The organism is Anaeromassilibacillus sp. D41t1_190614_C2 (assembly GCF_015558525.1).
GTDB classification, from domain to species: domain Bacteria; phylum Bacillota; class Clostridia; order Oscillospirales; family Acutalibacteraceae; genus Anaeromassilibacillus; species Anaeromassilibacillus stercoravium.
On sequence record NZ_JADMOD010000002.1, the window covers coordinates 16,285 to 42,600 of the forward strand.

General features: G+C 49.6%; 22 protein-coding genes. 13 read left to right on the forward strand and 9 right to left on the reverse strand.

Going from position 1 to position 26,316, the window contains the following annotated elements; all coding sequences use genetic code 11:
- Positions 1 to 59: 59 nt before the first annotated feature.
- The gene (locus tag I2G69_RS03200) at positions 60 to 626 is read right to left on the reverse strand and encodes a hypothetical protein (RefSeq protein ID WP_087234736.1); all 567 of its coding nucleotides are present in this window, start codon (positions 624 to 626) and stop codon (positions 60 to 62) included.
- 358 nt (positions 627 to 984) lie between these two features.
- Between I2G69_RS03200 and I2G69_RS03205 the strand changes: the two genes are divergently transcribed.
- From I2G69_RS03205 to I2G69_RS03220, 4 genes are all read left to right on the forward strand, one after another.
- Positions 985 to 2,733, forward strand: coding sequence for an ABC transporter ATP-binding protein (locus tag I2G69_RS03205; protein ID WP_191362990.1), 1,749 nt, complete (start codon positions 985 to 987; stop codon positions 2,731 to 2,733).
- Entirely contained in the window at positions 2,733 to 4,493 is a 1,761-nt protein-coding gene (locus I2G69_RS03210; protein WP_191362989.1) for an ABC transporter ATP-binding protein, read from the forward strand. The genes I2G69_RS03205 and I2G69_RS03210 overlap by 1 nt, the downstream gene beginning before the upstream one ends.
- Positions 4,494 to 4,660: 167 nt before the next feature.
- A complete protein-coding gene (locus tag I2G69_RS03215) occupies positions 4,661 to 5,545 on the forward strand; it encodes a transketolase (protein ID WP_087234738.1) in 885 nt (294 codons plus the stop codon).
- Positions 5,546 to 6,484 carry a transketolase family protein gene (locus tag I2G69_RS03220; protein WP_191448643.1) on the forward strand — a complete coding sequence of 313 codons (939 nt, stop codon included), beginning with the start codon at positions 5,546 to 5,548 and terminating at the stop codon, positions 6,482 to 6,484. It begins immediately after the preceding gene.
- Between the two features lie 513 nt (positions 6,485 to 6,997).
- Here the strand turns inward: I2G69_RS03220 and I2G69_RS03225 are convergent.
- Together I2G69_RS03225 and I2G69_RS03230 are read right to left on the reverse strand one after the other, a co-directional pair.
- Positions 6,998 to 8,059, reverse strand: a complete 1,062-nt coding sequence (locus I2G69_RS03225; protein WP_087234740.1) for an aldose epimerase family protein — start codon at positions 8,057 to 8,059, stop codon at positions 6,998 to 7,000.
- A gap of 44 nt (positions 8,060 to 8,103) precedes the next feature.
- Positions 8,104 to 9,057: an ROK family protein gene (locus I2G69_RS03230; RefSeq protein WP_087234741.1), complete on the reverse strand. Its 954-nt coding sequence runs from the start codon at positions 9,055 to 9,057 to the stop codon at positions 8,104 to 8,106.
- A 677-nt stretch (positions 9,058 to 9,734) separates the two neighbouring features.
- Between I2G69_RS03230 and I2G69_RS03235 the strand changes: the two genes are divergently transcribed.
- The 4 genes from I2G69_RS03235 to I2G69_RS03250 all read left to right on the forward strand — a co-directional run bounded on the left by I2G69_RS03235 (position 9,735) and on the right by I2G69_RS03250 (position 12,659).
- Positions 9,735 to 10,436: a sugar transferase gene (locus I2G69_RS03235; protein WP_243254788.1), complete on the forward strand. Its 702-nt coding sequence runs from the start codon at positions 9,735 to 9,737 to the stop codon at positions 10,434 to 10,436.
- Positions 10,426 to 11,166, forward strand: a complete 741-nt coding sequence (locus tag I2G69_RS03240; protein WP_087234743.1) for a tRNA threonylcarbamoyladenosine dehydratase — start codon at positions 10,426 to 10,428, stop codon at positions 11,164 to 11,166. Before I2G69_RS03235 ends, I2G69_RS03240 begins: the two co-directional genes overlap by 11 nt.
- Positions 11,167 to 11,260: 94 nt before the next feature.
- Positions 11,261 to 11,455, forward strand: coding sequence for a hypothetical protein (locus tag I2G69_RS03245; RefSeq protein WP_087234744.1), 195 nt, complete (start codon positions 11,261 to 11,263; stop codon positions 11,453 to 11,455).
- A 343-nt stretch (positions 11,456 to 11,798) separates the two neighbouring features.
- Entirely contained in the window at positions 11,799 to 12,659 is an 861-nt protein-coding gene (locus I2G69_RS03250; protein WP_191362987.1) for a serine hydrolase, read from the forward strand.
- 121 nt (positions 12,660 to 12,780) lie between these two features.
- On the opposite strand, the gene I2G69_RS03255 is transcribed toward I2G69_RS03250, so the two are convergent.
- Positions 12,781 to 15,174 (reverse strand): cation-translocating P-type ATPase, encoded by a 2,394-nt coding sequence (locus I2G69_RS03255; RefSeq protein WP_087234746.1) that lies wholly within the window; start codon positions 15,172 to 15,174, stop codon positions 12,781 to 12,783.
- 443 nt (positions 15,175 to 15,617) lie between these two features.
- Here I2G69_RS03255 and I2G69_RS03260 point away from each other — a divergent pair, with 443 nt between their 5' ends.
- Positions 15,618 to 16,832, forward strand: a complete 1,215-nt coding sequence (locus I2G69_RS03260) for an O-antigen ligase family protein (RefSeq protein ID WP_140400389.1) — start codon at positions 15,618 to 15,620, stop codon at positions 16,830 to 16,832.
- Positions 16,833 to 17,105: 273 nt separating this feature from the next.
- On the opposite strand, the gene I2G69_RS03265 is transcribed toward I2G69_RS03260, so the two are convergent.
- The 5 genes from I2G69_RS03265 to I2G69_RS03285 form a co-directional block, all read right to left on the reverse strand.
- Positions 17,106 to 17,627, reverse strand: a complete 522-nt coding sequence (locus I2G69_RS03265; protein ID WP_087234748.1) for a hypothetical protein — start codon at positions 17,625 to 17,627, stop codon at positions 17,106 to 17,108.
- Positions 17,628 to 17,922: 295 nt separating this feature from the next.
- Entirely contained in the window at positions 17,923 to 19,737 is a 1,815-nt protein-coding gene (locus tag I2G69_RS03270) for an ABC transporter permease (protein ID WP_195560199.1), read from the reverse strand.
- The gene (locus tag I2G69_RS03275) at positions 19,734 to 20,417 is read right to left on the reverse strand and encodes an ABC transporter ATP-binding protein (protein WP_191362984.1); all 684 of its coding nucleotides are present in this window, start codon (positions 20,415 to 20,417) and stop codon (positions 19,734 to 19,736) included. Before I2G69_RS03275 ends, I2G69_RS03270 begins: the two co-directional genes overlap by 4 nt.
- Before the next feature lie 73 nt (positions 20,418 to 20,490).
- Positions 20,491 to 21,528: a sensor histidine kinase gene (locus tag I2G69_RS03280; RefSeq protein ID WP_195560200.1), complete on the reverse strand. Its 1,038-nt coding sequence runs from the start codon at positions 21,526 to 21,528 to the stop codon at positions 20,491 to 20,493.
- 13 nt (positions 21,529 to 21,541) lie between these two features.
- Positions 21,542 to 22,228, reverse strand: coding sequence for a response regulator transcription factor (locus tag I2G69_RS03285; RefSeq protein WP_195560201.1), 687 nt, complete (start codon positions 22,226 to 22,228; stop codon positions 21,542 to 21,544).
- A gap of 834 nt (positions 22,229 to 23,062) precedes the next feature.
- On the opposite strand from I2G69_RS03285, the gene I2G69_RS03290 reads away from it, so the two are divergent.
- The 4 genes from I2G69_RS03290 (at position 23,063) to I2G69_RS03305 (ending at position 26,308) form a co-directional block, all read left to right on the forward strand.
- On the forward strand, positions 23,063 to 23,950 hold the full coding sequence (locus I2G69_RS03290; protein WP_195560202.1) for a LysR family transcriptional regulator: 888 nt from the start codon (positions 23,063 to 23,065) through the stop codon (positions 23,948 to 23,950).
- Between the two features lie 204 nt (positions 23,951 to 24,154).
- Positions 24,155 to 24,901, forward strand: coding sequence for a flavodoxin (locus tag I2G69_RS03295; protein ID WP_195560203.1), 747 nt, complete (start codon positions 24,155 to 24,157; stop codon positions 24,899 to 24,901).
- 14 nt (positions 24,902 to 24,915) lie between these two features.
- Positions 24,916 to 25,491, forward strand: a complete 576-nt coding sequence (locus tag I2G69_RS03300) for a cyclophilin-like fold protein (RefSeq protein ID WP_243254790.1) — start codon at positions 24,916 to 24,918, stop codon at positions 25,489 to 25,491.
- A 280-nt stretch (positions 25,492 to 25,771) separates the two neighbouring features.
- Positions 25,772 to 26,308, forward strand: coding sequence for a flavodoxin family protein (locus I2G69_RS03305; protein ID WP_191441551.1), 537 nt, complete (start codon positions 25,772 to 25,774; stop codon positions 26,306 to 26,308).
- The last annotated feature ends 8 nt before the right edge of the window (positions 26,309 to 26,316 follow it).

Sequence of the window (26,316 nt, forward strand, 5' to 3'; positions counted from 1 at the left end):
GAAGCCCTCCGGTCTCGCAAAACCGGAGGGCTTCTTTGTGTATCAAAAAAGGGAGGAGGTCATCCAACGCATTTTTTGCAGGGACCCAAGCCGCGGGCCAACGCTTGCTCCAGGGTCGATTCGTAGTAAGTGCCGCCGTTGCAGTGGTTGTTATAGTGATACTTTTTCCCAGTCCGAGTCACATAGATGGTCCGCCCCTGCTTTGTGGAAGAGGTTTCTGTGGCAGTTTGCCGGTTGCTTGTGGATGGTAACGGATCGCCTACGGTGATGACACAGTGCTTGACGGGTTCTTGCCCTGGGAGTGTAGTGTAGATGGCAGATGCCTCGCCTGGTTTTCCGATTGCCCATACCTGGAAGCGGTATTCATCCTCGCCTTCGGCATTTTTCAGCTTCTTGCAATTTCCCGTCTTGAGGACAGTCCCGTTTCCTGCGGCGATCTGCGGGTCTGCATGCGAGCCGTGGACAGTGAATTTGAACCAATAGTAATCACCCTGTGCCTTTGTGAAGTCCATGGTGGTGTCGCTTTCCACATAAGGCTCCACCGCGGCAAAGGACGTTGGAAATGGGGCGAAGAACAAGACAAAGGACAACAAAAGCGCAACCCAAGACATATTTCTCTTTTTCATAGCAATTCCTCCATTGTGTAGAACCTAGAAATAGATACAAATGCCTTCCTTGACGTGGATAATCGATCGTTCTATCTGCCCGCTGGGAAAGGCGAGACATTTGCACCTCCATCGTCTACATATTCAATTTTTACAGTGAATATTATCGACTTATTTCTTATATATAAATTTTAACAGATTATTTATAGAAAACAAGGGACAAATCATACAAAGAAATTTCTGATTTTTTGTCTTTTTATATCAGTGAAAGAATATCACAGAAGAAATTCGTTTTTTGGAAGTAGCCAGCAAAATAAATTGCTATTTTTGTCCAATGGAGGTAAAATAGAGGATATGTTAAAGAAAAGGATTTGGTCTCATGCGAAAACTCGCACGCTTCCTGAAGAATTACCGGCTGCAGGTCATCCTGGGCCCTATCTTCAAATTGACGGAAGCCGTCTTTGAACTGATTGTACCAATTGTGACAGCGGATATCATCGACAACGGTGTACGCACCGGGGACGTCGGCTATGTCTGGCGCATGGGCGGCGTGATGCTCCTGTTGGGCGTTGTTGGCCTGTGCTGTGCGCTGGTCTGTCAGAAAATGGCCTCCATTGCTTCGCAGGGGTTTGGAACGGTCCTGCGAAATGAGATGTATCGCCATATCAACACATTTTCCCATAAGGAGATCGACCGCTTCGGCACGCCGTCGCTGATCACCCGCATTACAAACGACGTCAACCAGCTTCAATATGCGGTGGCAATGTTAATCCGCCTGGTGATCCGCGCGCCATTTTTGGCGCTCGGCGCCGTAGTGATGGCAATGTTGATCGATCTTCCACTTGCTATTGTCTTTTTGGTGGCGACACCGCTCATCGGGTTGGTGCTTTATTTGGTCATGAGCCGGTCGGTGCCGTATTTCAAAGTCATGCAGAAAAAGCTTGACCGTATTTCGCTGATTTCCCGCGAAGGGTTGAGCGGCGCGCGCGTCATCCGCGCGTTTTCGAAGCAGGACCATGAGGAGGCGCGATTCCGCACAGCTGCCAACGACCAGACGGATACCGCCATCCGGGTTGGAAAGCTCTCCGCGCTTTTAAACCCGCTCACATACTTGATTATGAATTTCGCCGTGATCGCGATCGTTTGGTTCGGCGGAATGCGCGTGACTTCCGGCGGGATGACACAGGGCGAGGTCATCGCCTTTGTCAACTACATGTCGCAGACATTGCTGGCGCTGATTGTTGTGGCGAATTTGGTGGTCACCTTTACCAAGGCGGCTGCCTCTGCGGGCCGCGTCAACGAGGTGCTTGAGATGGAAACATCCGTCCCGGAACCGGCGAATGGGCCGGTTTCGCCCAAGCAGGGCGCGCCGGAAATCGCTTTTTCGCATGTGAGTTTCTCCTATAGTGGAGACGGGGGAGAGCATGGAGAAAAATACGCTGTAAAGGATTTAGACTTTACTATAAGAAAAGGGGAGACGATCGGGATCATCGGTGGCACTGGTTCCGGAAAATCGACGCTGGTCAGCTTGATTCCGCGGTTTTACGACGTCACTGAGGGTTCTGTTTCCGTGGAAGGAATCAATGTAAAGGAATATCCCTTTTCACAGCTTCGCGAGAAAGTGGGAATGGTTCCACAGCTCGCGGAGCTCTTTTCCGGCACGATTGCGAGCAATCTGCGCTGGGGAAACGCCCATGCGACCCAACAGGAGCTGGAAAACGCCCTGCGAATCGCACAAGCGAAAGATTTCGTTGACCGTCTGCCGCTTGGGTTGGAGAGCCCAGTGAGCCAGGGCGGAAAGAATTTCTCTGGTGGCCAAAAGCAGCGTCTGACCATCGCCCGCGCGCTCGCGGGGAAGCCGGAAATCCTCATTTTGGACGATAGTGCCAGCGCGCTGGACTTTGCAACGGACGCAGCCCTGCGGCGCGCGCTGAAAGCGGAGACGCAGGGGATGACGGTTTTAATGGTCTCCCAGCGCGTGAGCACGGTGAAAGCTGCAGACCGCATCCTTGTGCTGGACGACGGCACTATGGCGGGCCTGGGGACGCATGAAGAGCTTATGGAGAGCTGTGAGGTCTACCGGGAAATCTGCCTTTCCCAGTTGAGCAGAGAGGAGGCGGCGCGCTAATGAAAAAGTCCGGGATCAATAAATCTGTCTTGAAGCGTCTGCTGCGCTATGCGAAGCCTCACGCGGGATTCCTGCTTTTGGCGTTGGTCAGCGCCATCATCAATGTGTCCTTGACGCTCTATGGCCCCATCTTGGTTGGACGGGCCATCGACTATGTGATCGGCCCGGACCAGGTGGATTTTGCTGCCATGGTCCCTGTCCTAATCACTTTGGCGGGCACGATTGTGGTCAGCGCGGCCTTCCAATGGCTGATGACCTATTGCACCAACCGCGTCAGCTATAAGACGGTGCGCGATCTGCGCATCCAGACGTATGAGAAGATCAATACACTGCCGCTGAAATACATCGACGGCCACGCGCACGGGGATCTGATCAGCCGCATTGTCAACGATGTGGATCAGGTGTCTGACGGCTTGTTGCAGGGGATCACCCAGCTTTTTACCGGTGTTGTGACGATCGTCGGTACTTTGCTGTTTATGTTGACCATCAGTCCGGTGATTACGGTGGTGGTGGTTTTGGTCACGCCGCTTTCACTGTTCGTAGCGGCCTTTATCGCCCGGCTGACCCACCGGCAGTTTGTCGAGCAGCAGGCGACCCAAGGAGAGCTTTCCGGCTTTGTGGAGGAGATGATCGGAGGACAGAAGACCGTCAAGACCTTCCACTATGAAGGTCGTGCAGAGGAGCGATTTAAAGAGATCAATGGGCGGCTGTACGACTGCGGCGTAAAAGCGCAGTTTTATTCATCCTTGAGCAATCCCAGCACACGTTTTGTCAACAATATGGTATATACCGCGGTTGCGGCGTTCGGCGCTATCTGCGCGATCACAGGATGGCCCGCGCCGTTGACGATCGGCCAAATCTCCAGTTTTCTGACCTACGCAAACCAGTACACGAAGCCGTTCAATGAGGTGACAGGGGTGCTCACCCAGATTCAGACCGCATTCGCCTCTGCAGAGCGCCTCTTTGCCGTCCTAGACGAGGAATCTGAACGGCCGGATGCCCCGGATGCGGCTGTTCTGGAGCACTGCAAAGGGGACGTGACGGTCGAGCATCTGTATTTCTCCTACGATCCTGCGCGTAAGCTGATCGAGGATATGAACATTGCTGCAAAAAGTGGAAGCCGGATTGCGATCGTTGGCCCGACTGGGTGCGGCAAGACGACGATCATCAACCTATTGATGCGGTTTTATGATGCGGACCGCGGATCGATCTCCGTGGACGGGCACAATATTCAGTCGGTCACACGCAACAGCCTGCGTAAACAGTACGGCATGGTGCTTCAGGAGAGCTGGCTTTTCTCCGGCACAGTGCGGGAAAACATCGCGTATGGCCGGGAGGACGCAAGTCTGGAAGAGGTGGTTGCGGCGGCCAAAAAAGCGCACGCGCATTCCTTTATCCTGCGCCTCCCGCAGGGGTATGACACCGTGATTTCTGAAGATGGCGGCAACCTCTCGCAGGGGCAGCGGCAGCTGCTGTGCATTGCACGGGTTATGCTGGTGGACCCGCCCATGCTGATCCTCGATGAAGCCACCAGCAGCATCGATACCCGCACGGAATGGAAGATCCAAACAGCGTTTGAAGAGATGATGCGCGGGCGGACCAGCTTTATCGTGGCACACCGCCTTTCTACCATCAAGGGTGCGGATTTGATCCTGGTGATGAACCAGGGCCATATTGTGGAGCAGGGTACCCACGAGTCGCTTTTGGCCAAAGGCGGCTTTTACGCCAACCTGTACAACAGTCAGTTTGCCGTTAGTTAAAAGAGGAAAGAGTAGGAAAAGGGGGCGTTGCCTGCCTTTCTCGGTTTTGTAAACCGGTATTTTCCAACAAAATTTTATCAAGATGCGCTGGAACAGTCGTCGCATGGCGCAAATAGGCAAAAATATCCCGGCGAAAATTGCATTTTCTGCGTTGATGCGCTATAATAATGGCGGTTGTTTCTCATATCATTTCAAGGGAGGACATTATGAATACAGCAGAAAAGAAAGACCTGCAAATTGCGGCCTGTAAAATCCGTATGGGCGCGATTGAGGGAGTTTATCATGCAAAATCCGGACATCCGGGCGGCTCTCTCTCCGCAGCAGACGTGCTGACCTATCTCTACTTTAAAGAGATGCGCGTGGATCCCACTCGTCCGGCGGACGAAGACCGGGATCGTTTTGTGCTCTCAAAGGGGCATTGCTGCCCGGCACTGTATGCGACATTGGCGCTCAAGGGGTATTTCCCGATGGAAGAGCTGCAAAAGCTGCGCCATATTGGTGCGATGTTACAGGGGCATCCCAACATGTTGGACACTCCCGGCATTGATATGAGCACGGGTTCCCTGGGCCAAGGCGTATCTACGGCCTGCGGCATGGCGTTAGCGGCGAAGATCATGGGCAAGGATTATCGCGTGTATTCCATGCTGGGCGACGGCGAAATCGAAGAGGGCCAAGTGTGGGAGGCTGCGATGTTCGCGTCCCACAAAAAATTGGACAACCTCTGCCTGATTGTGGACAACAACGACCTCCAGATCGACGGCACGCTGGATGAGGTTTGCAGCCCGTACCCGATCGACGAGAAGTTCCGCGCATTTGGATTTGACGCTGTCATCATTGATGGCCACGATTTCGATGCGATTGAAGAGGCGTTTGCCCATGCACGCGAAGTGAAGGGCAAGCCCTGTGTCATCATCGCAAAGACGGTGAAGGGCAAAGGCGTCTCCTTTATGGAAAACCAGGTGGGCTGGCACGGCACCGCCCCCAACCAAGAGCAGTATGAAGTTGCGATGCAGGACCTCAAGCAGGCGCTTGCGGCATTGGAGGTGGAATAAATGGCGGATGTAATCAAGAAGGCGACCAGAGACGGCTACGGCGAAGCTCTGGTTGAGCTCATGGACGAATACCCAAATTTGGTGGTGCTCGACGCGGACTTGGCGGCCGCCACGAAATCCGGTATGTTTAAGAAGGCGCACCCGGAGCGCTTCTTCGACTGCGGGATCGCAGAGGGGAACATGATGGGCGTCGCCGCTGGGCTTGCTGCGGCCGGAATGCTCCCGTTTGCCAGCTCTTTTGCCATGTTTGCTACGGGCCGTGCCTATGAGCAGGTGCGCAATTCGATCGGCTATCCGCACTTGAATGTCAAGATCGGCGGTTCCCATGCTGGAATTTCCGTCGGTGAGGACGGCGCGACCCATCAATGCTGCGAAGATATCGCATTGATGCGCACCATTCCGGGAATGACAGTGGTGAATCCGGCTGACTATTATGAGATGAAGGCCGCGGTTAAGGCGATCGCTGCATATAACGGCCCGGTCTATGTGCGTTTGGGCCGCCTGGCCATTGAGACGATCAACGATGAAAGCTATCAGTTTGAGCTGGGCAAGGGTGTAACCCTGCGCGACGGCAAGGACATCACCATTGTGGCGACGGGCCTGATGGTGGGCGAATCCCTTAAGGCAGCGGAGCAGCTCGCAGAAGCGGGGATCGACGCGCGTGTGATCAATATTCACACCATTAAGCCAATTGATGCAGAACTGCTGCGCAAAGCGGCGGCGGAGACCGGCCACATTGTAACAGCGGAAGAGCACAGCATCATTGGCGGCCTGGGCGACGCAGTGTGCGAAGCAATCCGTGAAAACCCGGTTCCGGTGACAAAGATCGGTGTAAACGACCGCTTTGGCTATTCCGGCCCGGCGGTGGATCTGCTCAAGGATTTCGGCTTGTGCGCTGACCATGTGGTAGAGGTCGTAAAAGAGGTCTTGAAGAAATAAAAAGCGGTAGTAGCGTTTTTCGATAAACTTTATGGATACAGCAAACCGGCGTAGCAGGGCAGACCTGCCGCGCCGGTTTTTTTATCGCTTTCAGCATGACAAAACCCCCGGTTCTACCGGGGGTAGGTAAAAAACCTTGGCAAAAGAAAAAGTAAAAAAACCGTTTGTTCTTCAAAGGAAAAAGAATGGTACGGAGGTTCTGAAAGGAAGGCGGGAATTTTCGCGAAAAGTGTCCCTCTCGCAGAATGCTATGAAGTACCAAAGAGAACTGGTTTACCAGTAGCAGGGAAAACGATGCGATGATATTTTTCAGTACCCCTTCCAGGGGTCAGCAAGTACTGACCCCTCTGGGGTCTGAGCAAACCACTAGTTTTCTAGTGGTTGTGATTATCTCTTGAAGACTACCCATGGGCGAGTGGTTTCCAAGAGATAAAGCAAACGCTCTGGAAGCAATTTACTTCCAGAGCGTGGAATCTTTGTATATAGCCAATCCTTATTGAAAACGATGTGCTTTTATTTTCGCACCTCAAATTTGTATGTGGTGGTATGCCGGTATACTTCGCCGGGATGGAGGACAGCACTGGGGAAATTGGCGTGGTGAGGTGAATCCGGGAAGAACTGCGTCTCCAGGCAGAGCGCATGGTGTGCCTGAAGGGGAACGCCGCCATTGGCACAAACGCCCTCGGAAAAGCCGTTTGCCGTGTAGAGCTGCATGCCGGGCATGTCGGTGAACACCAGCATGACGCGCCCCGTAGACTGGTCGTAAACTTCCGCCGCCTTCTTCCGGCCAGGCTCCCCAGCCAAGACAAAATTGTGATCGTAGCCGTTGCACTGGCGCAAGAACGGGTCGTTGGCCCGAATATCCTGTCCGATCGTTTTTGCCTTGCGGAAATCCGCCGGGGTACCGGCTACCGGGACCAATTCGCCGGTAGGAATCAGGCCCTCGCCCGCAGCGGTCACAAAATCTGCGTGGATCTGCAATTCATGGGAAAGGATATCCCTAGCAGGATCGCCCGTCAGATTAAAGAAGCTGTGATTGGTCAAATTTACAAGTGTGGATACATCGGTTTTCGCTGTATAGTCGATCACCAGGGCGTTGTCCGTCGTCAAGGTGTAGCAGATGGAGACGTCGAGATTCCCAGGGAAGCCCTCCTCGCCGTCCGCACTGCGATAGGCAAAGGTGATCGAAGGCGCTTCGTCGTCGTTGTTGCTGCATTTCAGCCGCCAAGCCTTCTGATGGAAGCCCTGGAAACCGCCGTGCAGAGTGTTGCCATTTTCGTTCTGGCTTAGGGAATAGAGCGTCCCGTCGATCTCTGCTTTTCCACCTGCAATGCGGTTGGCATACCGGCCGACCGCTGCACCGAGGAAATCGCCGTCCGCGAGGTATTCCTCCAGTGTGTCGTGGCCCAGGACCACATTGCCCAAATTCCCCTTGCGGTCTGGCACCTGAATGCTGACAACGCGCGCACCGTATTCCATTGCCTGAATGCGCACACCGTTGGTATTTGTCAACGTATATAGATGAATTTTTGTCCCGTCCGGCAAGCTGCCAAACATCTTTTGTTCAATACTCATATCCAAATCCTTCTCAAATAAAATTGGAAATGCAAAAATAGAGATTATTTGCCCAGAAGTGCCGCACCGATGATGCCTGCGTCGTTGCCGAGCTGTGCCTTGCAGATCTTCGTGCGCACCTTTGCGCCGCCGTACTGCTCACGGTCTACATATTCGCGCACAGGGGCCAACAGGGTTTCACCCTCGTTGCAGATGCCGCCGCCGATGCACAGAATGTCCGGTTGGAGGGTATTGACGCAGTTAGCCAAACCGCAGCCGAGGTAAGCGATGTATTCATCGACAACCTTCTTGCCGACCGGGTCGCCTGCACGCATAGCGTCGAACGCTGTACGGCCGTTTACATTGTCAAGGTTTCCGTCGACCAGTTTCCAGATGGGGCTCTCCTTGTCTGGATTGGCAAGCATAGCCTCTTTTGTGCTGATGATCAGGCCCGTTGCGGAGGAATAGCGCTCCCAGCATCCGTCGCGTCCGCAGGAACAATGGCGGCCGTTAAACACAATGACCGTGTGGCCCATTTCGCCAGCGCAGAAGTTGGAACCGGAATAGATTTTCCCGTCAATGATGATGCCGCTTCCTACGCCGGTTCCCAATGTGATCGCCAAAGCGTTCCGCGCACCCTTCAATGCACCCGCCTGATATTCCCCATAGGCGGCTGCATTTGCGTCGTTCTCCACGATAACCTCTTTTTTCATGCGCTCTTGCAGCATACGCTTCAACGGGAAATTATTAAAATACAGGTTGTTGGAAAATTCTACAACACCCAATTCACGGTTGACCGTGCCAGGGGTACCGATTCCCACCCACGGGATGTCGTCGATCGTAACGCCTGCATCCTCCAGAGCGGCAAAGGCCGTCACTGCGAGCTGTTCACACATCTCTTCCGAGGAACAGGGGACGCGGGTCTTATTCTTTCCACGTCCAATAATTTGATAATTTTCGTCCACCACGCCTACGGCTATGTTGGTTCCGCCGAGGTCAATGCCAAGATAGTATGCCATTTTCATGTCCTCCTTGTGTTTTCATATAGAAAGTGCGACCAGCTCCAAGGGCAGCTTTTTGAGACGGAAAAGGGGAGACAGCACACGCCTTTCTGGGCCCTTGTGCCGGAGCGCGTTGTTTTTGTGCAACGTCCGGTCTTCTTTCCCAGCCGCATGCCGTTTCAAATTCCTCCATGCATGCGTTATAAGAGACCGGAACTTGCCTTTTCCCATATGTACCGGTCCCCGGAAAGCAAGTAGATGCATCCATAAAAGGACTGGATGCTCCATCGCCAAGCCGCCCTGATTCCGTTCGGATAAAGTCTTTCACGCTATTGCATTGTTTGCCTTTAAGCTTTTGAAGCGATCGGCCCTGGTTGGCCACTTTCTTATACAAGTCAAGTTTAATTATAATCTTAATTTATTATAACATTTATTTGGATAAATTGTAAAGGAGCATATAGCGTTTTTTCTGTAGAATCTGCAAAGAATGAAGTTAGTAACTATGCCGATAGATTTGTCCCATAGGGGGTTTTATGGTATAATAACCTCACACGTTTGGAAAAATGGAGCATTTTTGAGTGCTGGGAGAGCATGAGACCATATATGAAAGCTTCTGCTCAAGAAAAAGGCTGGTCTTATTTTATAGAATATTGGTACTCCCAAATCTAAATCAAAAGAAAGTTGGAGCATTGATCATGAAATACGAAGAGTTGCCCAAAGCGATGCAGGAGGGGGCTATAAAGCCTTACTGGGATCTGCTTCAGAAAAAAAAGGGTTCTCTGATTTTGAAGCGGCTGATGGATATTGTAGCTTCCTTTTTGATGCTGGTTATCCTCTCTCCCTTTTTATTGATCCTGGCTACCGCAGTCAAACTGGACTCCAAGGGGCCAGTCTTTTACCGTCAGGTCCGTGTGGGGCGCTACAATCAAGATTTCAAAATTTTTAAGTTCCGCACCATGGTCCAAAATGCGGATCAGATCGGCCCTGCTGTCACGACAGGGGAAGATCCGCGAATTACCCGTGTAGGGAAGTTCATCCGCCGCTTGCGGCTGGATGAGTTTTCCCAGCTGCTGAATGTTTTGAACGGGACAATGAGCTTGGTTGGGCCGCGGCCGGAAGTGCGCAAATATGTCGACCTCTATACACCGGAGCAAATGGCTACCCTGCTGGTGCGGCCTGGCGTCACTGCCCCTTCCAGTATTGCTTTTAAAGACGAGGATCAACTGCTCGATGCGGCGGAGGACCCGGAAAAGGTATATGCGGAGCAGATTTTGCCGCCCAAAATGGAGCTAAATTTGGAATATCTGGAGCACGTATCCCCTTTATATGATCTTTCCGTGCTTTTCCAGACGGTGGCAGCAGTGTTTTTGCCAGGAGGGGACAAGGATGCGCAATGAGTTTTCACGCTCCCAGATTTTGCTGGGTGCAAGCAGCATGGAAAAATTGAAAAATAGCCGGGTCGCGGTGTTCGGGTTGGGCGGCGTGGGCAGCTTTGCCGCAGAAGCGCTGGTGCGAACTGGCGTCGGCCACCTTTTGTTCATTGACAATGATGTGGTGAGCCTGACCAACATCAACCGCCAGATTCTTGCCGACCACTCGACGTTGGGCAGGAAAAAGGTGGATGTGATGCGGGAACGCGCGTTGCGTATCCATCCCGCTGCGGATATCCAGACCTTCCCGTTGTTTTTCCTCCCGGATACCCCTTGCGATTTTTTAGACGGCTGTGATTACATTATAGACGCTATCGATACGGTGTCCGCAAAGCTGGCCCTGGTGGAGGTGGCACAGAGGAAGGAGATCCCAATTATCAGCAGCATGGGCACGGGCAACAAATTGGACCCTTCCCGGTTTGAAGTGGCGGACATCTATGAGACTTCTGTATGCCCCTTGTGCCGGGTAATGCGCCGCGAACTGAAAAAGCGGAGAGTATCGTCCCTGAAAGTTGTTTATTCGCGGGAGGAGCCGGTCCCGCGGGAAGAAAATCCCGATTTGCAGGAGGACTCCCCTCGCAGGCAGACGCCTGGGAGCGTGGCGTTTGTCCCGCCGGTTGCGGGGTTCCTTTTAGCAGCGGAGGCCGTCAAAGATTTGACGGAAGGACTCCGGCCATCGCCCCAGCAGGCCCGGTGAGGGAGAGGGATTGCTAGATATGATATCCCCGCTGGTGTAGTTGCCCCGGATATTTTCCCTTGTATGGGATATACTAACCATGGGGTGATGAAACATGAAGAATCGAAAAAAACAGGCGATGGATCAGGTGCAGATGAGGACCTCTTCCAAAGCCGAACAACGGGCCGAACGTGCGGCAAGCGCACTTCCAGAAATGAACAAGGGGAGCATCCCTTCGGATGTCGGTGGCAGCTATACCGGCACGCCGGCGGACGACATATATCCTGTTCAGGACGCAGACGACCTGTAAAATTTTTGAATACGGTGTTTTGAAAACGGCTGTCCAGTAGGATAGCTGTTTTTTGTTTTCAAGATACTTGCGGTCTGAAAAGATGCAGAATATAATAGAAAATAGATCTTATATAGCATATTGGGATAGGAAATGTGTGGATCGATTGGAAGGAAAAGGAGGATGCCTGGTGTACAGAAAATATAAAAGGAAGGGCTGGCTGGCTGGTGGGATTGCTGTTATGCTTTTGATCCTTTTTGGCGTTCTTTTCATAGAAATCCGTGATACATCGCTCGCAAGGCAAAACCCCCTTTTGCTTTCGGCTGATTTTCTACAAAATGCCTTAGATGGAGTGGGGGAAGTTTTGAGTAACACGCAGGAAGAACTTTCTTCAGAGGCTCTTCCATCTGAAACGGCAAAGGAAGTGCAGGAAGAACCAGGGCCGAGCGTTACGCCGGAGGAGGCGGCATGGTTGGATGAACAGATCGCTTCACTGGGAGGCGGCGTGTCGGTCTATTATAAGAGTTTGGCCCGCGGGGATACCTATTCTTTTGATGACGAGACGGAATATTATATCGCCAGCGTGGTCAAGGCTCCCTATGCGCTCTATGTTTACCAACTTGCCGATGCAGGAACGGTGGATCTCTCTCAGACATACACCTATGAATCCCGCCATCGCTTGGGAGGAACAGGTTATCTCCAAGAGCAACCTGTGGGGACCCAATACACGCTTGCACAGCTTTTGGAATATACCATCCGTTACAGCGACAATAACGCTTTTTTGATGGTCCGTGAAGCCGTCCCTACGGATGGATTTAAACAATTTGTGCGGACATTGGGGTTGCTTCATGAGAACTCGATGGATTCATTGGGCGAAGGGGCGGCCATCCGCGGAAATATCTGCGCACATGACGCTGGTATCATCGCGGAAGCAATTTATCGTTATGCGGAAAGCGGTTCCCCCAATGGAGCCAAACTGAAGGAGGACATGCTCCATACCGAACAGCCCATGTTGCGCTCGGAATATCCCATGGCACGGAAGCTTGGTTCCTGGGAGGGTGCGATGCACGACGTTGCGATTATTTACGCGCCGGAACCCTACATACTAGCAGTTTGTACCAACCGTGGGCATAGCTATGATAGCTGGTATGTTGAATCGGATTATGAACCATTTTTAAAAATTTCAGAGTGGATCGAAGAGGTCTCCCAGAACGAAGAGTCCTGAAGGCACAGAAAAGGACCGGCCCTACAGGTTCCAACGGCGTTTGGAATCTGTAGGGCCGGCCTTTTTGCCAGCTGCAACAGGGGGATTTAAAGCTCTGGAAATTTTAGCGTTGCATCCCCTATTACTCTGCATTGCGCATGATGATGCGTTCGATCACATGTAGCACAGCGCTCATCATGCAGATTGCAAAGAGTAGCAGCGGAACTAGGACTACGATCATAGGAATGGTGAGGTCCACAAGGGAGAATAGCGATTGGAAGAACAGCATGGCCATAACAAACCCGACCACCATGAGCGTATATAGGGCAGTACGCAGTAGATTGAATGGCATACAGACCTTTAACAAGGTCAGAAGACCCGTGAAGCCAGTCAGGATAACCGCCAAGGTTGAGATTTGTTCATTGGGCAGATGGAGGAACAGAGAGATCGCCACCAACAATAGGACATTCGCAACCATTGTAAACGCGCCTGGGAGAGATTTGCGGATAATATTGACCAAGAAGCTTCCGCGAATACGATCTTTATTGGGCTCCAAGGCCAAAATGAAGGATGGAATACCGATGGTAAAGGTATTAATAAGGGTGAACTGGATCGGTTGGAACGGATAGTCACATTGCAGGAAGATGAAGCAAACGGCAATGATGGCGGAAAAAATGGATTTTACCAGGAACAGGGAGGAAGAGCGCTGGAGGTTATTAATAGAACGCCGGCCCTCCTGCACGATGCGCGGCATGCTGGCGAAGTTGGAGTCCAAGAGCACAAGCTGCGAGACCGTGCGGGCAGCATCGCTTCCGGAGGCCATTGCTATACTGCAATCGCTCTCTTTTAGAGCCAGCACATCGTTTACGCCATCGCCTGTCATGGCAACTGTATGTTTCTGTTCCTTGAGCGCCTTGACCAGATCGAGCTTTTGCTGCGGCGTGACGCGACCGAACACGGTGTATTCTTCTGCGGCTTGCCGGATATCGTCGTAGGATTTTAGGGTTGTGGCGTCCACAAAACGATCGGCCTTTTCCAGCCCTGCGCGCTTGGCGATATTGGCTACGGTCACAGCATTATCGCCTGAGATCACTTTGATATCCACGCCCTGATCTGCAAAGTACTCCAGTGTTTCACGGGCGTTGTCACGGATCTTATCGCTCAAAAGCAGAAGGGCGATGGGGGCAATTTCCTTTGGGAGCTCCTGCTCACGGAAGGAATTCTGGGAATAAGCTAGAAGCAGCACGCGCTGCCCCTGTACGGCGTAGGCCTCCACCTTTTCCCGCAAAGGCTCGAAACGTTCACCCAGAACGAATTCCGCAGCCCCAATCAGAAAGGTTCCCACATTTTGGAAGCTTGCACCACTCCATTTGCGCGCAGAGGAGAACGGAACCGTACCAGTACACTGCCAATCCGGAACGGCAAACCCCATTTGTTTCATGGCTAGGGAAGTAGGATTTTCGTCATTCAATGCATTCGTTACCGCTGCAATCGCATCCTCCACTTGTGTCTGCGCGATGGGACAGAGCGGTTCGATGCCATCTACTTGCATGGTTCCTTCCGTGATCGTTCCTGTTTTATCCAAGCAAAGGACATCCACACGGGCCAATGTTTCAATAGAATATAGATCCTGCACAAGGGCGTTGTAACGGGAGAGCCGGATCACACTGACCGCCAACACCACGCTGGTGAGCAGCACCAAGCCTTCAGGGATCATACCAATCAATGCGGCCACAGTGCTGACCACAGCTTGCGAGAAGGGCTGTGCCGAGATGACAAATTGCTTATAAAACAGTGCGATTCCAACGGGTATGATAGAAAGACCGAGCACTTTAATGATTTTGTTGATGCTGGTCATGATCTCAGAGTTGGGCTTTTTGAGATACTTCGCACGGTTGGTGATTTGGGCAGCGTAGTTTTCCGTCCCTACATGCTCAACACGCGCATAGCAGTCGCCGCTGACAACAAAACTACCGGAAAAGAGAAGGTCACCCGGCTGTTTCACAACGGGGTCGCTTTCGCCAGTCAGAAGGGATTCATTTACCTCGCATGCCCCATATTGTACGATGCAGTCTGCGCAGATTTGATTCCCAGTGGATAGGCGCAGGATGTCATCCAGAACCAGTTCCTCCACCGGTAGGCTCTGCTCTTCGCCGCCACGGACGACGCGCGCTTTCGGAGCAGCAATCAGGGAGAGCTTGTCGATGGTCTTTTTCGCGCGGATTTCCTGTAAGGTCCCGATGAGAGTATTGCAAATCACAACGCCCATAAACAGGAGGTTTTTGTAGGAACCGACTAGGAATACCATGCTGGCCAAAATGACATTTAAAATATTGAAAGGCGTTATTAGATTTCCACGGATAATCTGGCCGACCGTTTTGGTTTTGATTTCCCCGGAGTCGTTCGAAAGGCCCTGTTGCTGGCGCATTTGGACCTGCTGTGCATTAAGCCCCTGTGTATAGTTCGGTTCAAAGCGTTCACAATAGTCCTGACGGGATTCTACGGCGTTCGTAGATGGTTCAACCTGTTTCTTCATACAATCTCCTTTGCCCATTCCCTTGGAACGTCTGATAAAAATTTTGGCGGGCGTGCGTCCTCTTATACGTCTTGTACAGCGGAAAAAAGTGCCGGGCCATATGCTTGGAAAAAAGAGGACAAATTCCCTCTTGATTATACTATGGAACGTAAAAAAATGCTAGTTACGGGTGGAATTGTAAGAAACGTTAAAAAAGTGTTCATAAATTCGGCGCAATAGCCAAAAAACGCCGGAAACTATGATTTGATTCAATCGAATATTTCTCTTGCTCAAAATAAAAAAACTGCTATAATAGAATATCGTATTAAAAGGTCTATACATGCCAATGGATGCCTGTCAATACACATCTTTTTATTTCGCCGCCGGGGACATATGAGGATAGGAATGGACTTTACTTCTAAAGAAAGGGGGAATGGCCTATCACCAAGACAATGGAATCTGTTTTGTTTCGTTTTCTGCGTTGGGCCAAACAATTAGAGGTCGATACCATTGCGCCTATGGCCTTGGTTCTCTCTCTTTTTTTTCCTTTTTATGTGTCCGTTGTTACGGTAGGCGCTGTCGCTGTTATGACGATGGTAAACTACCGGATGCGTACAAGGGCTTTGGAATCCCCTTATGGTAAGCTGCTGATGGGGGTACTGATTGCCCCTTTTTTTGTTTCGGCCATTTACAACAATTATATGGGGATGCTTTATAGCATGTTGGTTCTGGCTGCAGTTGTCTGTGCCTTCTATTTGCGGAGTGTCATGACGGGGGCTCTTTTTAACCGGATGATGGATGCAGCCTGTGTGGCCAGCGTATTTTGTGCTGCAATTGCATTTGTGCAAAAGGCAGCTTCTTTTGCCGTCTCTCCGGATTACCGGCCTGTCTCTATGTTTTCCAATGCCAATTACTATGGCATGATGATCGAATTTCTCGTGATAATCGCACTCTATCGCATCTTTACCAATTCAAAAGAGCGCATTTTTTATGGGGTTGTGATTGCCATCAACTTAATAGGGCTTTATCTTTGCGCCAGCATGTCGGCGTGTATGGGACTGCTGTGTGCGGTTTTGGTGTTGTTCTATTTGAAGAAGTATTACAAATGGATGGCTGCCTTTTTGACGTTTGCTGGCTTAGCGGCTATATTCAGCCTATTATTCCCCATCCTTTTTCCAAGAGTGGAAGCGATCGATAGCACATTTGGACAGCGCCTGTCCATCTGGTCCGCGGCAATCCAAGGGATTCAGTCGCACTTGTTGTTTGGTATGGGACCGACCTCTTATCAATTGATATATCGTGTATTTGACGGGTATCAAACATATCATTGCCACAACTTGTTGTTGGATGCCCTGCTAAACTACGGCTTGCTCGGCGCGGGTGGGATAGGAATCTATCTTTTTATACAGTGCAAGGTGTTGTGGTTGCGTTTCCGCAACCACATCTGCACAGATATGAACATCCTTCTGGCAGCTGCTTTTACCGCTGTTGTAGTGCATGGGGTAACGGATGTAACGGTTTATTGGATTCAAACAGGGATGTTGTTCCTGATTTTGTTTTCCAGCACAGGCATCTGTGCCGACTATGTAGAGAGCAAGCTTCGTCTACCAAGGTTACTCCATCTGTCCGGTGAGCCAGCAGGGGCATATGCACGTGTTGCGTCGTACCTGCGTCGATGAAAATGAGACATGGAGTGTGCGGTCCCATCAATTGTAAAATTTGATGATCCGTTCAAACCTTATGCATCCGTTTTAAGAATGGAGGTTTCCCTACCAGGCACAGGGATACCTTCCCAAGAGATTTGCAACTGCTAAAAATATCCCTATGCTTTTTGCAGAAAGGCGGCAGGTTTTGCCGGATGGGTATAAAGAGTTTCTGCTTCCTCTCGAATATATCGATTTTGCGTTCCCGTTCCGTTGCATAAGTTTATATTGCATGCTTCTAGGAATTTTTTATCCAGTGGTTCGCGTCTTTTTTCTGTGGATCACAATACTTGCGAGGATCCAGACCAGAAGATAGGACGAGGCGGCTCCGGCCACGATAAAGCAAGTGGTTTTTTGCTTTGTGGAATAAGATTCTATCGTTTCAGCTGCGTCGATGGTGATGTAAGTATCCTTTTGCGGAATGGTGAGGACGCGCCGGCGGATTGGTTTTCCATCAACCAGGAGCCTTTGCGCGGCACTTTCGATGGAGCCGGCTTCATATCTGTACTTATATTCAGGGCTGCCTGTGGCCTGATAGCAGACCACGTAGACCGTCTTGGTAGGATGCATACGCCTAGCCCGTCCAGTAGCGGTATTCCGGACCTGCTTGGGATAGACTTCATTGGGGATAAAAGTATAGACCCCCATATCTTTATAATCGGAGACGGGGCGGATCGTGGAAAGGGTGTATAAGCTAAAATAGACGGAGACCGCCGCCACGAATAGCAACAAAATGCTGAGGATATAACGGATAGATTTTATTCTTGACATTTTAGTACTTCCTTTCCATCTTTCCAAGCATTGGGAAGCGCCTACTCAAAATCGTATTCGAAAATGAATAGCATAACGAAATGGAACCTTCCAATAGGAGGGTTCTTTTTACTATGCGGCATCCTTCTTTATGGAGAAGAATGTTTCCTGAGGATCGCGATAGCGTTTTGGGTTTTCCGTTAACATCATCAAATACGTGACGTTTTATAGCTATCTAGTGGGGGATCGTACGAGAATCTTCGGTTTGGGCCATGGCAGAGCGTTCTCCCCATAGTTGCATCGTCACCTATTGTCATCACAGTTCGTTGATGGTTTCCGTCACCGACATGGTCCGCATCCGTTTGGCAGGGGAATAAGCGGCAAGTACAGCCGCAGCAATGACAAACAGAACAATGATGGCCAGTGACCCGATGGGTAAGCTCCAGGTCGCATAGGGGAAGTGGCCAGTGATAAGGAAATCATACATCATTTTGCTGAAAGGCAGGCCAATCGAACAGCCAATTACACATCCCCAAAAAGCATAGGTGAAGGCCTCCGCCATAATCATTTTGGAGAGTTGGCGGACGTCCATGCCTACCGCCCGCATAGCACCATATGGTCTGATCCGGGCAGATGTGCTCATTGAGATGCTGTTGACAATGTTCAGCACGGTAACCAGCATGATAATTCCCAAAAAGGCATAAACACAAGTTACAAATGCAAAATATGTGCCGGAAGTGCGTTGATCTCGTTTATCGCTCAAGGTATAACCATTTTCTTCCACAATCTTGCAGATAGCGGCTACATCGTCATCCGTTACATTGGGAGTTGTCTGGATCATAATGAGCGAATAGTCTGTAACGCCTGTCAAACGGACAAACGTCTCATCTGAGGTGATCAGGGTGATTTTTCCGCCGGTGAGTCCGTCTCCGCTGAACGGGTCATATTTGAGCAGGCCAGCAATCGTAAGTTCCTCATTCCCTATGAAAATGGTATCTCCTATTTTCCAAGAGCTGTTCTGATCCCAGGTGGCAAGGGCATACCTGCTGTCGCCGTAGATCTTTGACAAATCGCTGCCCCATTGGAGGGCACCATCTTTTTGGAGCGCCTCCAGGTCGAAATTATCAAAGGAGACTAGGTCTACCGTGCCGGACAAAGTTGTGTCACCATTCAGCCCGGCAGGAACAGCAAAGCAGCTCCTGCGGCCGTAGACCTGTTTAACGCCTTCCATATTGCGGAGTGCCATTGCCAAACGGTTATCGATGGAATTTGCCCCATCGGTGCTTGAAATATCGATGTCGGAGGTTGCCGCTGACTGCGGCATCAGGTGGTTGACAAAATCAATCAAAACGGAAAAGCTCAAAAATAGAATGATACTCAGTGCAAAAGAACCTGTCATCAAAATCAGATTTTTCTTTGCAGATACCGCATGATGAATCCCCAGCGCCGTTTCAATCCGGAGGAACCTTGCATGGACGGGATGGCGCGATGCGCTGGATTTTTCCGGATTCCCAGAGACCGCCGCAACAGGGGACACCATTGCGGCGTGTTTTGCCGGCGCTCTCGACGCCAGCAGAACCGTAATTATGCCGACCAAAATCCCGCTGCCAATGCCAATCCCGCTGATATCAAACAGCGGGATGTTTGAGAATTCTTCCCCGACCACAAAACGCAAGGCCGCACACATCGCCCAGGAAGTGACGACACCGAGAATAAGGCCAATGGGAACCGCTGTTTTGCACCAGTTCAGGGCTTCTAGGCGCACAAAACGGATAATCTGCTGCTTACTCATGCCGATGCAGCGCATCATGCCAAAGAACTGTGTCCGCTGTGCCACGCTGGTGTTGATGCTGCTGGAGATCATGAGCACCCCAGCGGTTAGGACGAGTAGAAACATTCCCACTGCTGTCAGGAGGAGTGTCTGCCCCATTGCGCTGTCCATCAGGCCAGCAAGGGAAAAGCTGCCGTGTTTTTCTGCTAACCTTGTTTGTTCCATTTGAGCACCCATTTCTGCCATGCTGAAGATAGCCGTTACCATAAACACGGCAAAGATGATGCATAGCAGCGTCATTCGGTTTTGCCGCCGGTGGACCTTTGCGGAGATGGGGATTAAGCTTAAATAACTTCTCATTCCCGGCACCTCCCCCAATCGGTCACCACGCCGTCGGATACCTGTAAGATGCGGTCGGCGGTTTGGGCGATGCTTTGGCTGTGCGTAATCATCACAATGGTCTGTTCATACAGCCGGGAAGCTTCTTTTAGCAAGGCAATTACCTCGCTGGTGTTCTGCGTGTCCAGATTGCCGGTTGGCTCGTCGGCTAAGACCAGTGCTGGGCGGGCAATCAGTGCACGTCCAATTGCTACACGCTGTTGCTGGCCGCCAGAGAGCTGGCTGGGCAGATGGCAGCGGCGTTTCTGGAGGCCCAGCACGGTCAACAATTCCTCCAGATACTTTTTATTTGGTTTCTGGTAGTCAAGCAGCACCGGGAAGATGATGTTCTGCTCCACTGTTAACTCCGGGATCAGGTTGAAATTCTGAAAAATAAAACCGATATTCCGGCGGCGGAAAACGGTTAGATTACGCTCTTTCATCGAGAAAATATCTTTGCCGTCAATGATGACTTTTCCTGAAGTAGGGGTATCTAGTGCTCCGATCATGTTTAAGAGCGTACTCTTACCAGAACCAGATTCACCAACGACTGCGACGAATTCTCCTTTTGGAACGGAAAAGGTTGCCTGCTTCAGGGCATGAACGGTAGCTTCGCCTGTCCCGTATGTCTTGGAGATATTTTTTACTTCTAACAAGTCCATATCGTGTAACACCTCTTTCTGTTTTGTTATAGAAAGAGTAGCATACCAATCCTACTGCATGATGACAGGAATCCTACAATTTTGTAGGATTCAAAAAGTTGATTGTGAAGGTTGTCCCTATATTTAGCGCACTATTCACCTCGATAGTCCCTTTATGTTCCTCTATAATTGCTTTTGCCAGTGGCAACCCTAGCCCGATCCCTTGTTTGTCTTTTGAAAACCGGCTACGGTAAAACCGTTTGAAAATATGGGGAAGATCTTCCGGATGAATACCGCTACCGTTATCCTGCACAACAATTTGGACAATAGAGGCAAACGAACGCCATGTAATGCGAATGGTAGCGCCTTCTTTTGTGTGGTCAAAAGCATTTTTCACGATGTTGCTAATTGCTTCTATCAGCCAATTCTGGTCACAGAAAAGCGTGACATCCTCCTTTCCAGAGAAGATAAACGTTTTTCTTTCCTGCTCAGCCTGATAAGCAAAGTGCCTCCCAATGTATCCCATCATATCCGAAACGTTTTGAAATGATTTTTCAAATACGATGGTGCCCGCATCCAATTTGGTGATCTTTAAAAGATTTTGTACAAGATTTTCAATCCGGGCCAATTCCTGCTCGGAGAGCGAAGTGAACTCCTTTAGTTCCGGAATGTCATGAACTTCTTCGTGCATCAGCCCGTTGTAAATGTTGAGTGCGGCTAACGGGGTTTTGAGTTGATGGGATATGTCGGAGATCGTATCCCTCATAAAGGTTTTGGCGTGGCTTTCGTTCTCAGCGTGGGCGTTTAAGATCGTTACAAGAGAGTTAACCTCATGGAATAGCCTGTATAGCTCTCCTTCATCATCACAGGCAATGCGGGCGTTCCGGTTTCCGGCAATATATTCTTGAATTTGGGAAATAGCGTCTTTCATGATTTTGCTTTGACCTTGGAAATACCAATACAATGTAGAAAGAATGGTGGACGCCATGAAAACGGCAGCCAGTACGATATAAAGCGCCGTGTTTTCTATCCCCATATAAACAGGGATAATAGAAACGGAGGTGAAAGCTGTGATCGTCAGCACGACACACAGGAAAAGATGTTTGATTTTTCGATTGACCAGTATGTTCATTCTATAAGGCACCTCAATCCGCTACATTCCATTTATACCCCATACGGCGGACCGTCACAATTTTTTGTGGATCGGCAGGGATATCTTCAATTTTTGTACGAAGGCGACGGATATAAACCGTTAGGGTGTTACTATCAATATATTTCTCGTTACAATCCCAAAGGTTGCTTAAGATCTGTTCCGGAGAAAGGACGATATTGGAGTTTTCCATAAACAAGCATAGCAGCTTATATTCGCTGGCTGTCAGATCAAGTGGGACGCCGTCCTTGGTGACTTCCTGCTTGAGAAGCTGGATCTGAATGCCGTTCGATTTCAATTCTGTTTCGGATTGGTTGAAGTTTTCGCTCCGGCGAAGCAGTGCGTTTACTCTGGAAAGGAATACGGCCAACTTGAACGGTTTGGTTATATAATCATCGCCGCCAATATCAAGCCCCATGATAATATCGACTTCTTCGTCGGCGGCGGTTAGAAACATGATCGGAACTTTAGAGGATTGCCGGATTTTTCTGCACAGGTCAAATCCGGAACCATCAGGAAGCGTGACATCCAAAATTACTAGATCATATTTGCCGTTTGCCCATAATTGTCCGGCTTCAACGCTTGTTCGGGCAATTGTCAGCGCATATCCTTGCCTCTTGATTGCAAAGGACAAACCGTTGATTAGACTCAAATCATCCTCTACAAAGAAAATGTGCTTCATCTGTTTTCACCATCCCTACGGCTGTTAGTATCAACCTTTATCGATCGCTTTTGTGAATTTTGGGCTATCGGCCACATCATTTGGATTTTTATGGCGCGGCGAAGACGCTAGAGGAATAATGGTAGTTTATCCGCCTAGGGGGGCGTATCATACTTTCTTCTTTCAGCGTCATGTAATCCATAGTGAAGCCGCTAAGCTTTATTGTAATTCGTTTTCTTGAATAGTACAAGATCGTGCAGGTTACAGCAAAGGGAAATAAAATCTTTATCATTCGGAAGATAAAGGCAAGGGTAGTATTTTGCGATGCTACCCTTGCCTTTACTTTTGTCCAACCAAGCGTTTCGATCCGTATTTCTCTATGAAGAGTGATATTAAAAAAGCATTTATATTGAGGCTTACAAAATTTAAACAGATACACTGTTACCATAATATAGGATGAGCATTCAGGCCTGCCCAGGGGGTTAACCCTAATGATATGTTCAACCACGTATATCAGCTGGAACAGCAGCCAGTTGATTTCCTATAGAGTCCGGCGCAGAATTACATACGATTGCGGTACAGCAATACAGGGTGGGAGCGCGATGGAGTGGCGTTGTAAAGCCCGACAATGTTTCGGCAATATGGCGAGCTGACGTTCCAGGCCAACACCGATATTGTAGATGCTGGAGCTACTCTTCTCGGTGATGTCCAGAGAGATGCAGAAGCGTTTTTAAAATACGATATCTGCCCCACATGTAGTTCCTACGATAAAGATATCGAATGGATTGTTCATATTGTTGCCTTTCCTGTATAGATATGGTATGCTATGTTCATATCAATACAGGGGCGATAACGATGGAACTCCGTACTCTCCGTTACTTTTTAGCAGCGGCCCAAGAAGAAAATATGACGCACGCCGCGGATATCCTTCATGTAACACAGCCTACTTTGAGTCGGCAAATGATGGATTTAGAAAAAGAACTTGGAGCTACTTTGATGCTACGCGGGAAAAATGGTTTAACGCTTACCGACGATGGAATCTTTTTTCGGCAGCGGGCGGAAGAAATAGTGGAACTGGCTAACCGCCTAGAACAGGCGTTTGTAGAAAGGAACACCGATGTCAACGGTGTGATTGCTATAGGGGCTTCTGAGGCCGTAGGAAGTCAGTTGTTCGCCAAAATTATTAAAAACTTTTCCGACAAATATCCTCTCGTCCAATTTCATTTATACAATGAAACGGTGGACAATATCAAGGACCGATTGGACAAGGGCTTAGTAGATGTAGGCCTGTTGTTGGAGCCCATCGACATGGAAAAATATGATTTTGTTCGTCTTTCCCAAAAGGACACGTGGGGTATTCTTATGCGGGATGACCACCCCTTGGCAGAAAGAAGTTCTATTACCGCAGATGAGATTGTACAATATCCCCTGATGATTCCGCTGCGTGAAAAGATTCGGAGTGAAATTTTGAATTGGTTAAAGCGGGATGAGAAAGATCTGAAAATTCCGCTCTATTATACACTTCTTTCGAATGCCGCCTTGTTGGTGGAGGAGGGATTGGGTTGCGCATTCTGTATGGATGGAGCATTGGCAATTCGCAGTAGTCCGCACCTACGGTTTATCCCCATTCTTCCAGAACGTACGACACGCAGTGTTCTGGTTTGGAAGAAAAATCGTCTGTTCTCTCCAGCAACATCCCTGTTTATTCAGGAGATCAATATGCTCCGTGCAAGCTTAGAATAAAATTCAAGAAGGCTCTTCAAGCGGTTAGACGTTGGAGAGTCTTTTGTTTTGCCACAAACCATTTGGAAAATGTATTTATAAAGATAAACAATAAGTATTAGACATTGAAATGGGGCTGCTTTATAATAAAATCAAGAAATCAAAAAGAAAATCAAAACCACGGTACTATAAAATTTATTGCAGTGTAGATAAGGAGGCATCATCATGAAAAAAATACTTTCCTTCTTTTTGGTAGCTGCTATGATTCTTTCTCTGGTAGCTTGCAACACCACCGGCGAATCGGCTGTGAGCTCTTCGTCGCCATCAAGTAATAGCAGCTTAGAAGGCGAACAAAACGCAGTAGAAAGCAACCTTCCGGAAGAACCAAGTTCCGAGACCAGTACGGAAGGTTCCGTATCCGATGGAGGAGAAAGCAGTCATGTTTTGGTAGCCTATTTTTCCTGGGCGGATAACGCCATTTTGGCCGATGATGTGGACGCAGTTGCTTCTCCTAGCGTGATCCCACCTGGAAATGTCCAACAGCTGGCAGGCTGGGTGCAGGAAGAAACCGGGGGCGACCTGTTCTCTATCCGTGTGACAGATCCGTATCCCAGTGACTGGGATGATTGTTTGGCTCGTGCCAATCAGGAGAGAGGCGATGATGCCCGTCCGGAGTTGGTGGAAAATGTAGAAAACCTTGATCAGTATGATACCGTGTTCTTGGGGTATCCCAATTGGTGGTACGGCGTTCCCATGGCACTGCTCACTTTTTTGGAGCAGAATGATCTTTCTGGCAAACAAGTGTATCTCTTTTGTTCTCATGGAACAGGCGGTTTATCCAACAGTGTGAATATCATTACAGAAGCGGCGCCCGATGCCTCTATTTCGGACAATATTTTCGATTGCTATGAAGAAGATGCTTCTTCTTCACAGAACGATATTCAAAGCTGGGTAACAGAGCTTGGCTATTGAGGGAGGAGTCACGTATGAAAAAATTTTTATACAGTATATTTGTTGGGATGATGATACTCACCCTTTCTGCATGTGGGACAGGTGACGCAGGGCAGTCCGTAGAGTCTACACCAGAAACGCTTTCAGAAACGGGAACTTCTTCCGCAGTTTTAGAACAGTCTGAATCCAGCGAATCTCTTGAAGTATCATCTGTAGACGAGGTTTCTTCTGATATAGATATTGCAGAAGAACCGGAAAATACATTTCGGCAGATCTCCGTACAATTTGGAGAAAACACGGTCGTTTACGAGCTAAATGATGGGACAGCCGCCGATTCACTCTATGAGCAATTGCCTCTTACAATTGAGGTGGAAGATTACAGTACGGATGAAAAAATATTTTATCCGCCGCAGCCATTAGATACAAACAATTCCCCTTTGGCACAGTCCGGGGCAGGGACACTCGCTTATTATGAACCTTGGGGAGATATCGTATTTTTCTATGGGGATTACAATGAAAATCCGTCCTTATTTGAACTAGGACAGGCTGTTTCTGGAGGCGATTTGGTGAGCGGGATGTCAGGAACAATCACCATTGATATTATCGGTTAAGCCGTTCTAAAAATTCAATATGAAGAAAACAGGTCAGGAATGTGAAATAGGTTACTCCTTTGCTTTCTTTATGCACCGTTCATACTGTAGAAATAAAAACCGGTTACTAGTACCGGCTAGTGGTATCCATTGGGGAAGTGCCGATGGAACAAACCATACAAAAGCCGCCGCCCCAAGGTCGTCTGCCGGTGAGAGCGGCGCCATGGAACGTTCGCCGGCGAAACTCCGCTCCAATATAATGCACTACTGGAAAAGGGAAATGAAGTAAGGGGGACAGATAATGAAGATCGTTGTATTAGAGGGCAGTCCTAATAAAAAAGGCTCTACGCATATACTGGCGGATTGTTTCCGACAGGGAGCGGAAGAAGCAGGGCATACCGTAGAACTGCTAAATGTAGCCCACGCCGACATTCATCCATGCACGGGCTGCATCCACTGCGGATATGAAGGTCCTTGCGTACAAAAGGACGATGTAGGATCCATCCGCGAGAAAATTCTGGGGGCTGACATGATGGTGTTCGCTACCCCGTTGTACTATTATGGTATGTCCGCCCAGCTGAAAACCATGATCGACCGCTTCTGCGCTTTTAATAGCTCTATCCAGCGCAAACATATGAAATCCGCCTTGCTGGCCGTAGCATGGAACAGCGATGACTGGACCTTTGAAGCGCTGGAATCCCATTATAAAACCTTAGTACGGTATTTGAATCTGGAGGACGTAGGTATGGTGTTGGGTGCCGGCTGCGGGACCCCATCCATGACGCAGCATTCTAAGTTCCCACAGCAGGCGTACAATTTAGGAAACCGGCTGAAGTAAGCAGGAAA

Coding starts and splice junctions, on each gene's coding strand:
- I2G69_RS03200 (WP_087234736.1), bottom strand. CDS start 626: ATGAAAAAGAGAAATATGTCTTGGGTTGCGCTTTTGTTGTCCTTTGTC.
- I2G69_RS03205 (WP_191362990.1), top strand. CDS start 985: ATGCGAAAACTCGCACGCTTCCTGAAGAATTACCGGCTGCAGGTCATC.
- I2G69_RS03210 (WP_191362989.1), top strand. CDS start 2,733: ATGAAAAAGTCCGGGATCAATAAATCTGTCTTGAAGCGTCTGCTGCGC.
- I2G69_RS03215 (WP_087234738.1), top strand. CDS start 4,661: ATGGCGGTTGTTTCTCATATCATTTCAAGGGAGGACATTATGAATACA.
- I2G69_RS03220 (WP_191448643.1), top strand. CDS start 5,546: ATGGCGGATGTAATCAAGAAGGCGACCAGAGACGGCTACGGCGAAGCT.
- I2G69_RS03225 (WP_087234740.1), bottom strand. CDS start 8,059: ATGAGTATTGAACAAAAGATGTTTGGCAGCTTGCCGGACGGGACAAAA.
- I2G69_RS03230 (WP_087234741.1), bottom strand. CDS start 9,057: ATGGCATACTATCTTGGCATTGACCTCGGCGGAACCAACATAGCCGTA.
- I2G69_RS03235 (WP_243254788.1), top strand. CDS start 9,735: ATGAAATACGAAGAGTTGCCCAAAGCGATGCAGGAGGGGGCTATAAAG.
- I2G69_RS03240 (WP_087234743.1), top strand. CDS start 10,426: ATGCGCAATGAGTTTTCACGCTCCCAGATTTTGCTGGGTGCAAGCAGC.
- I2G69_RS03245 (WP_087234744.1), top strand. CDS start 11,261: ATGAAGAATCGAAAAAAACAGGCGATGGATCAGGTGCAGATGAGGACC.
- I2G69_RS03255 (WP_087234746.1), bottom strand. CDS start 15,174: ATGAAGAAACAGGTTGAACCATCTACGAACGCCGTAGAATCCCGTCAG.
- I2G69_RS03265 (WP_087234748.1), bottom strand. CDS start 17,627: ATGTCAAGAATAAAATCTATCCGTTATATCCTCAGCATTTTGTTGCTA.
- I2G69_RS03270 (WP_195560199.1), bottom strand. CDS start 19,737: ATGAGAAGTTATTTAAGCTTAATCCCCATCTCCGCAAAGGTCCACCGG.
- I2G69_RS03275 (WP_191362984.1), bottom strand. CDS start 20,417: ATGGACTTGTTAGAAGTAAAAAATATCTCCAAGACATACGGGACAGGC.
- I2G69_RS03280 (WP_195560200.1), bottom strand. CDS start 21,528: ATGAACATACTGGTCAATCGAAAAATCAAACATCTTTTCCTGTGTGTC.
- I2G69_RS03285 (WP_195560201.1), bottom strand. CDS start 22,228: ATGAAGCACATTTTCTTTGTAGAGGATGATTTGAGTCTAATCAACGGT.
- I2G69_RS03290 (WP_195560202.1), top strand. CDS start 23,063: ATGGAACTCCGTACTCTCCGTTACTTTTTAGCAGCGGCCCAAGAAGAA.
- I2G69_RS03295 (WP_195560203.1), top strand. CDS start 24,155: ATGAAAAAAATACTTTCCTTCTTTTTGGTAGCTGCTATGATTCTTTCT.
- I2G69_RS03300 (WP_243254790.1), top strand. CDS start 24,916: ATGAAAAAATTTTTATACAGTATATTTGTTGGGATGATGATACTCACC.
- I2G69_RS03305 (WP_191441551.1), top strand. CDS start 25,772: ATGAAGATCGTTGTATTAGAGGGCAGTCCTAATAAAAAAGGCTCTACG.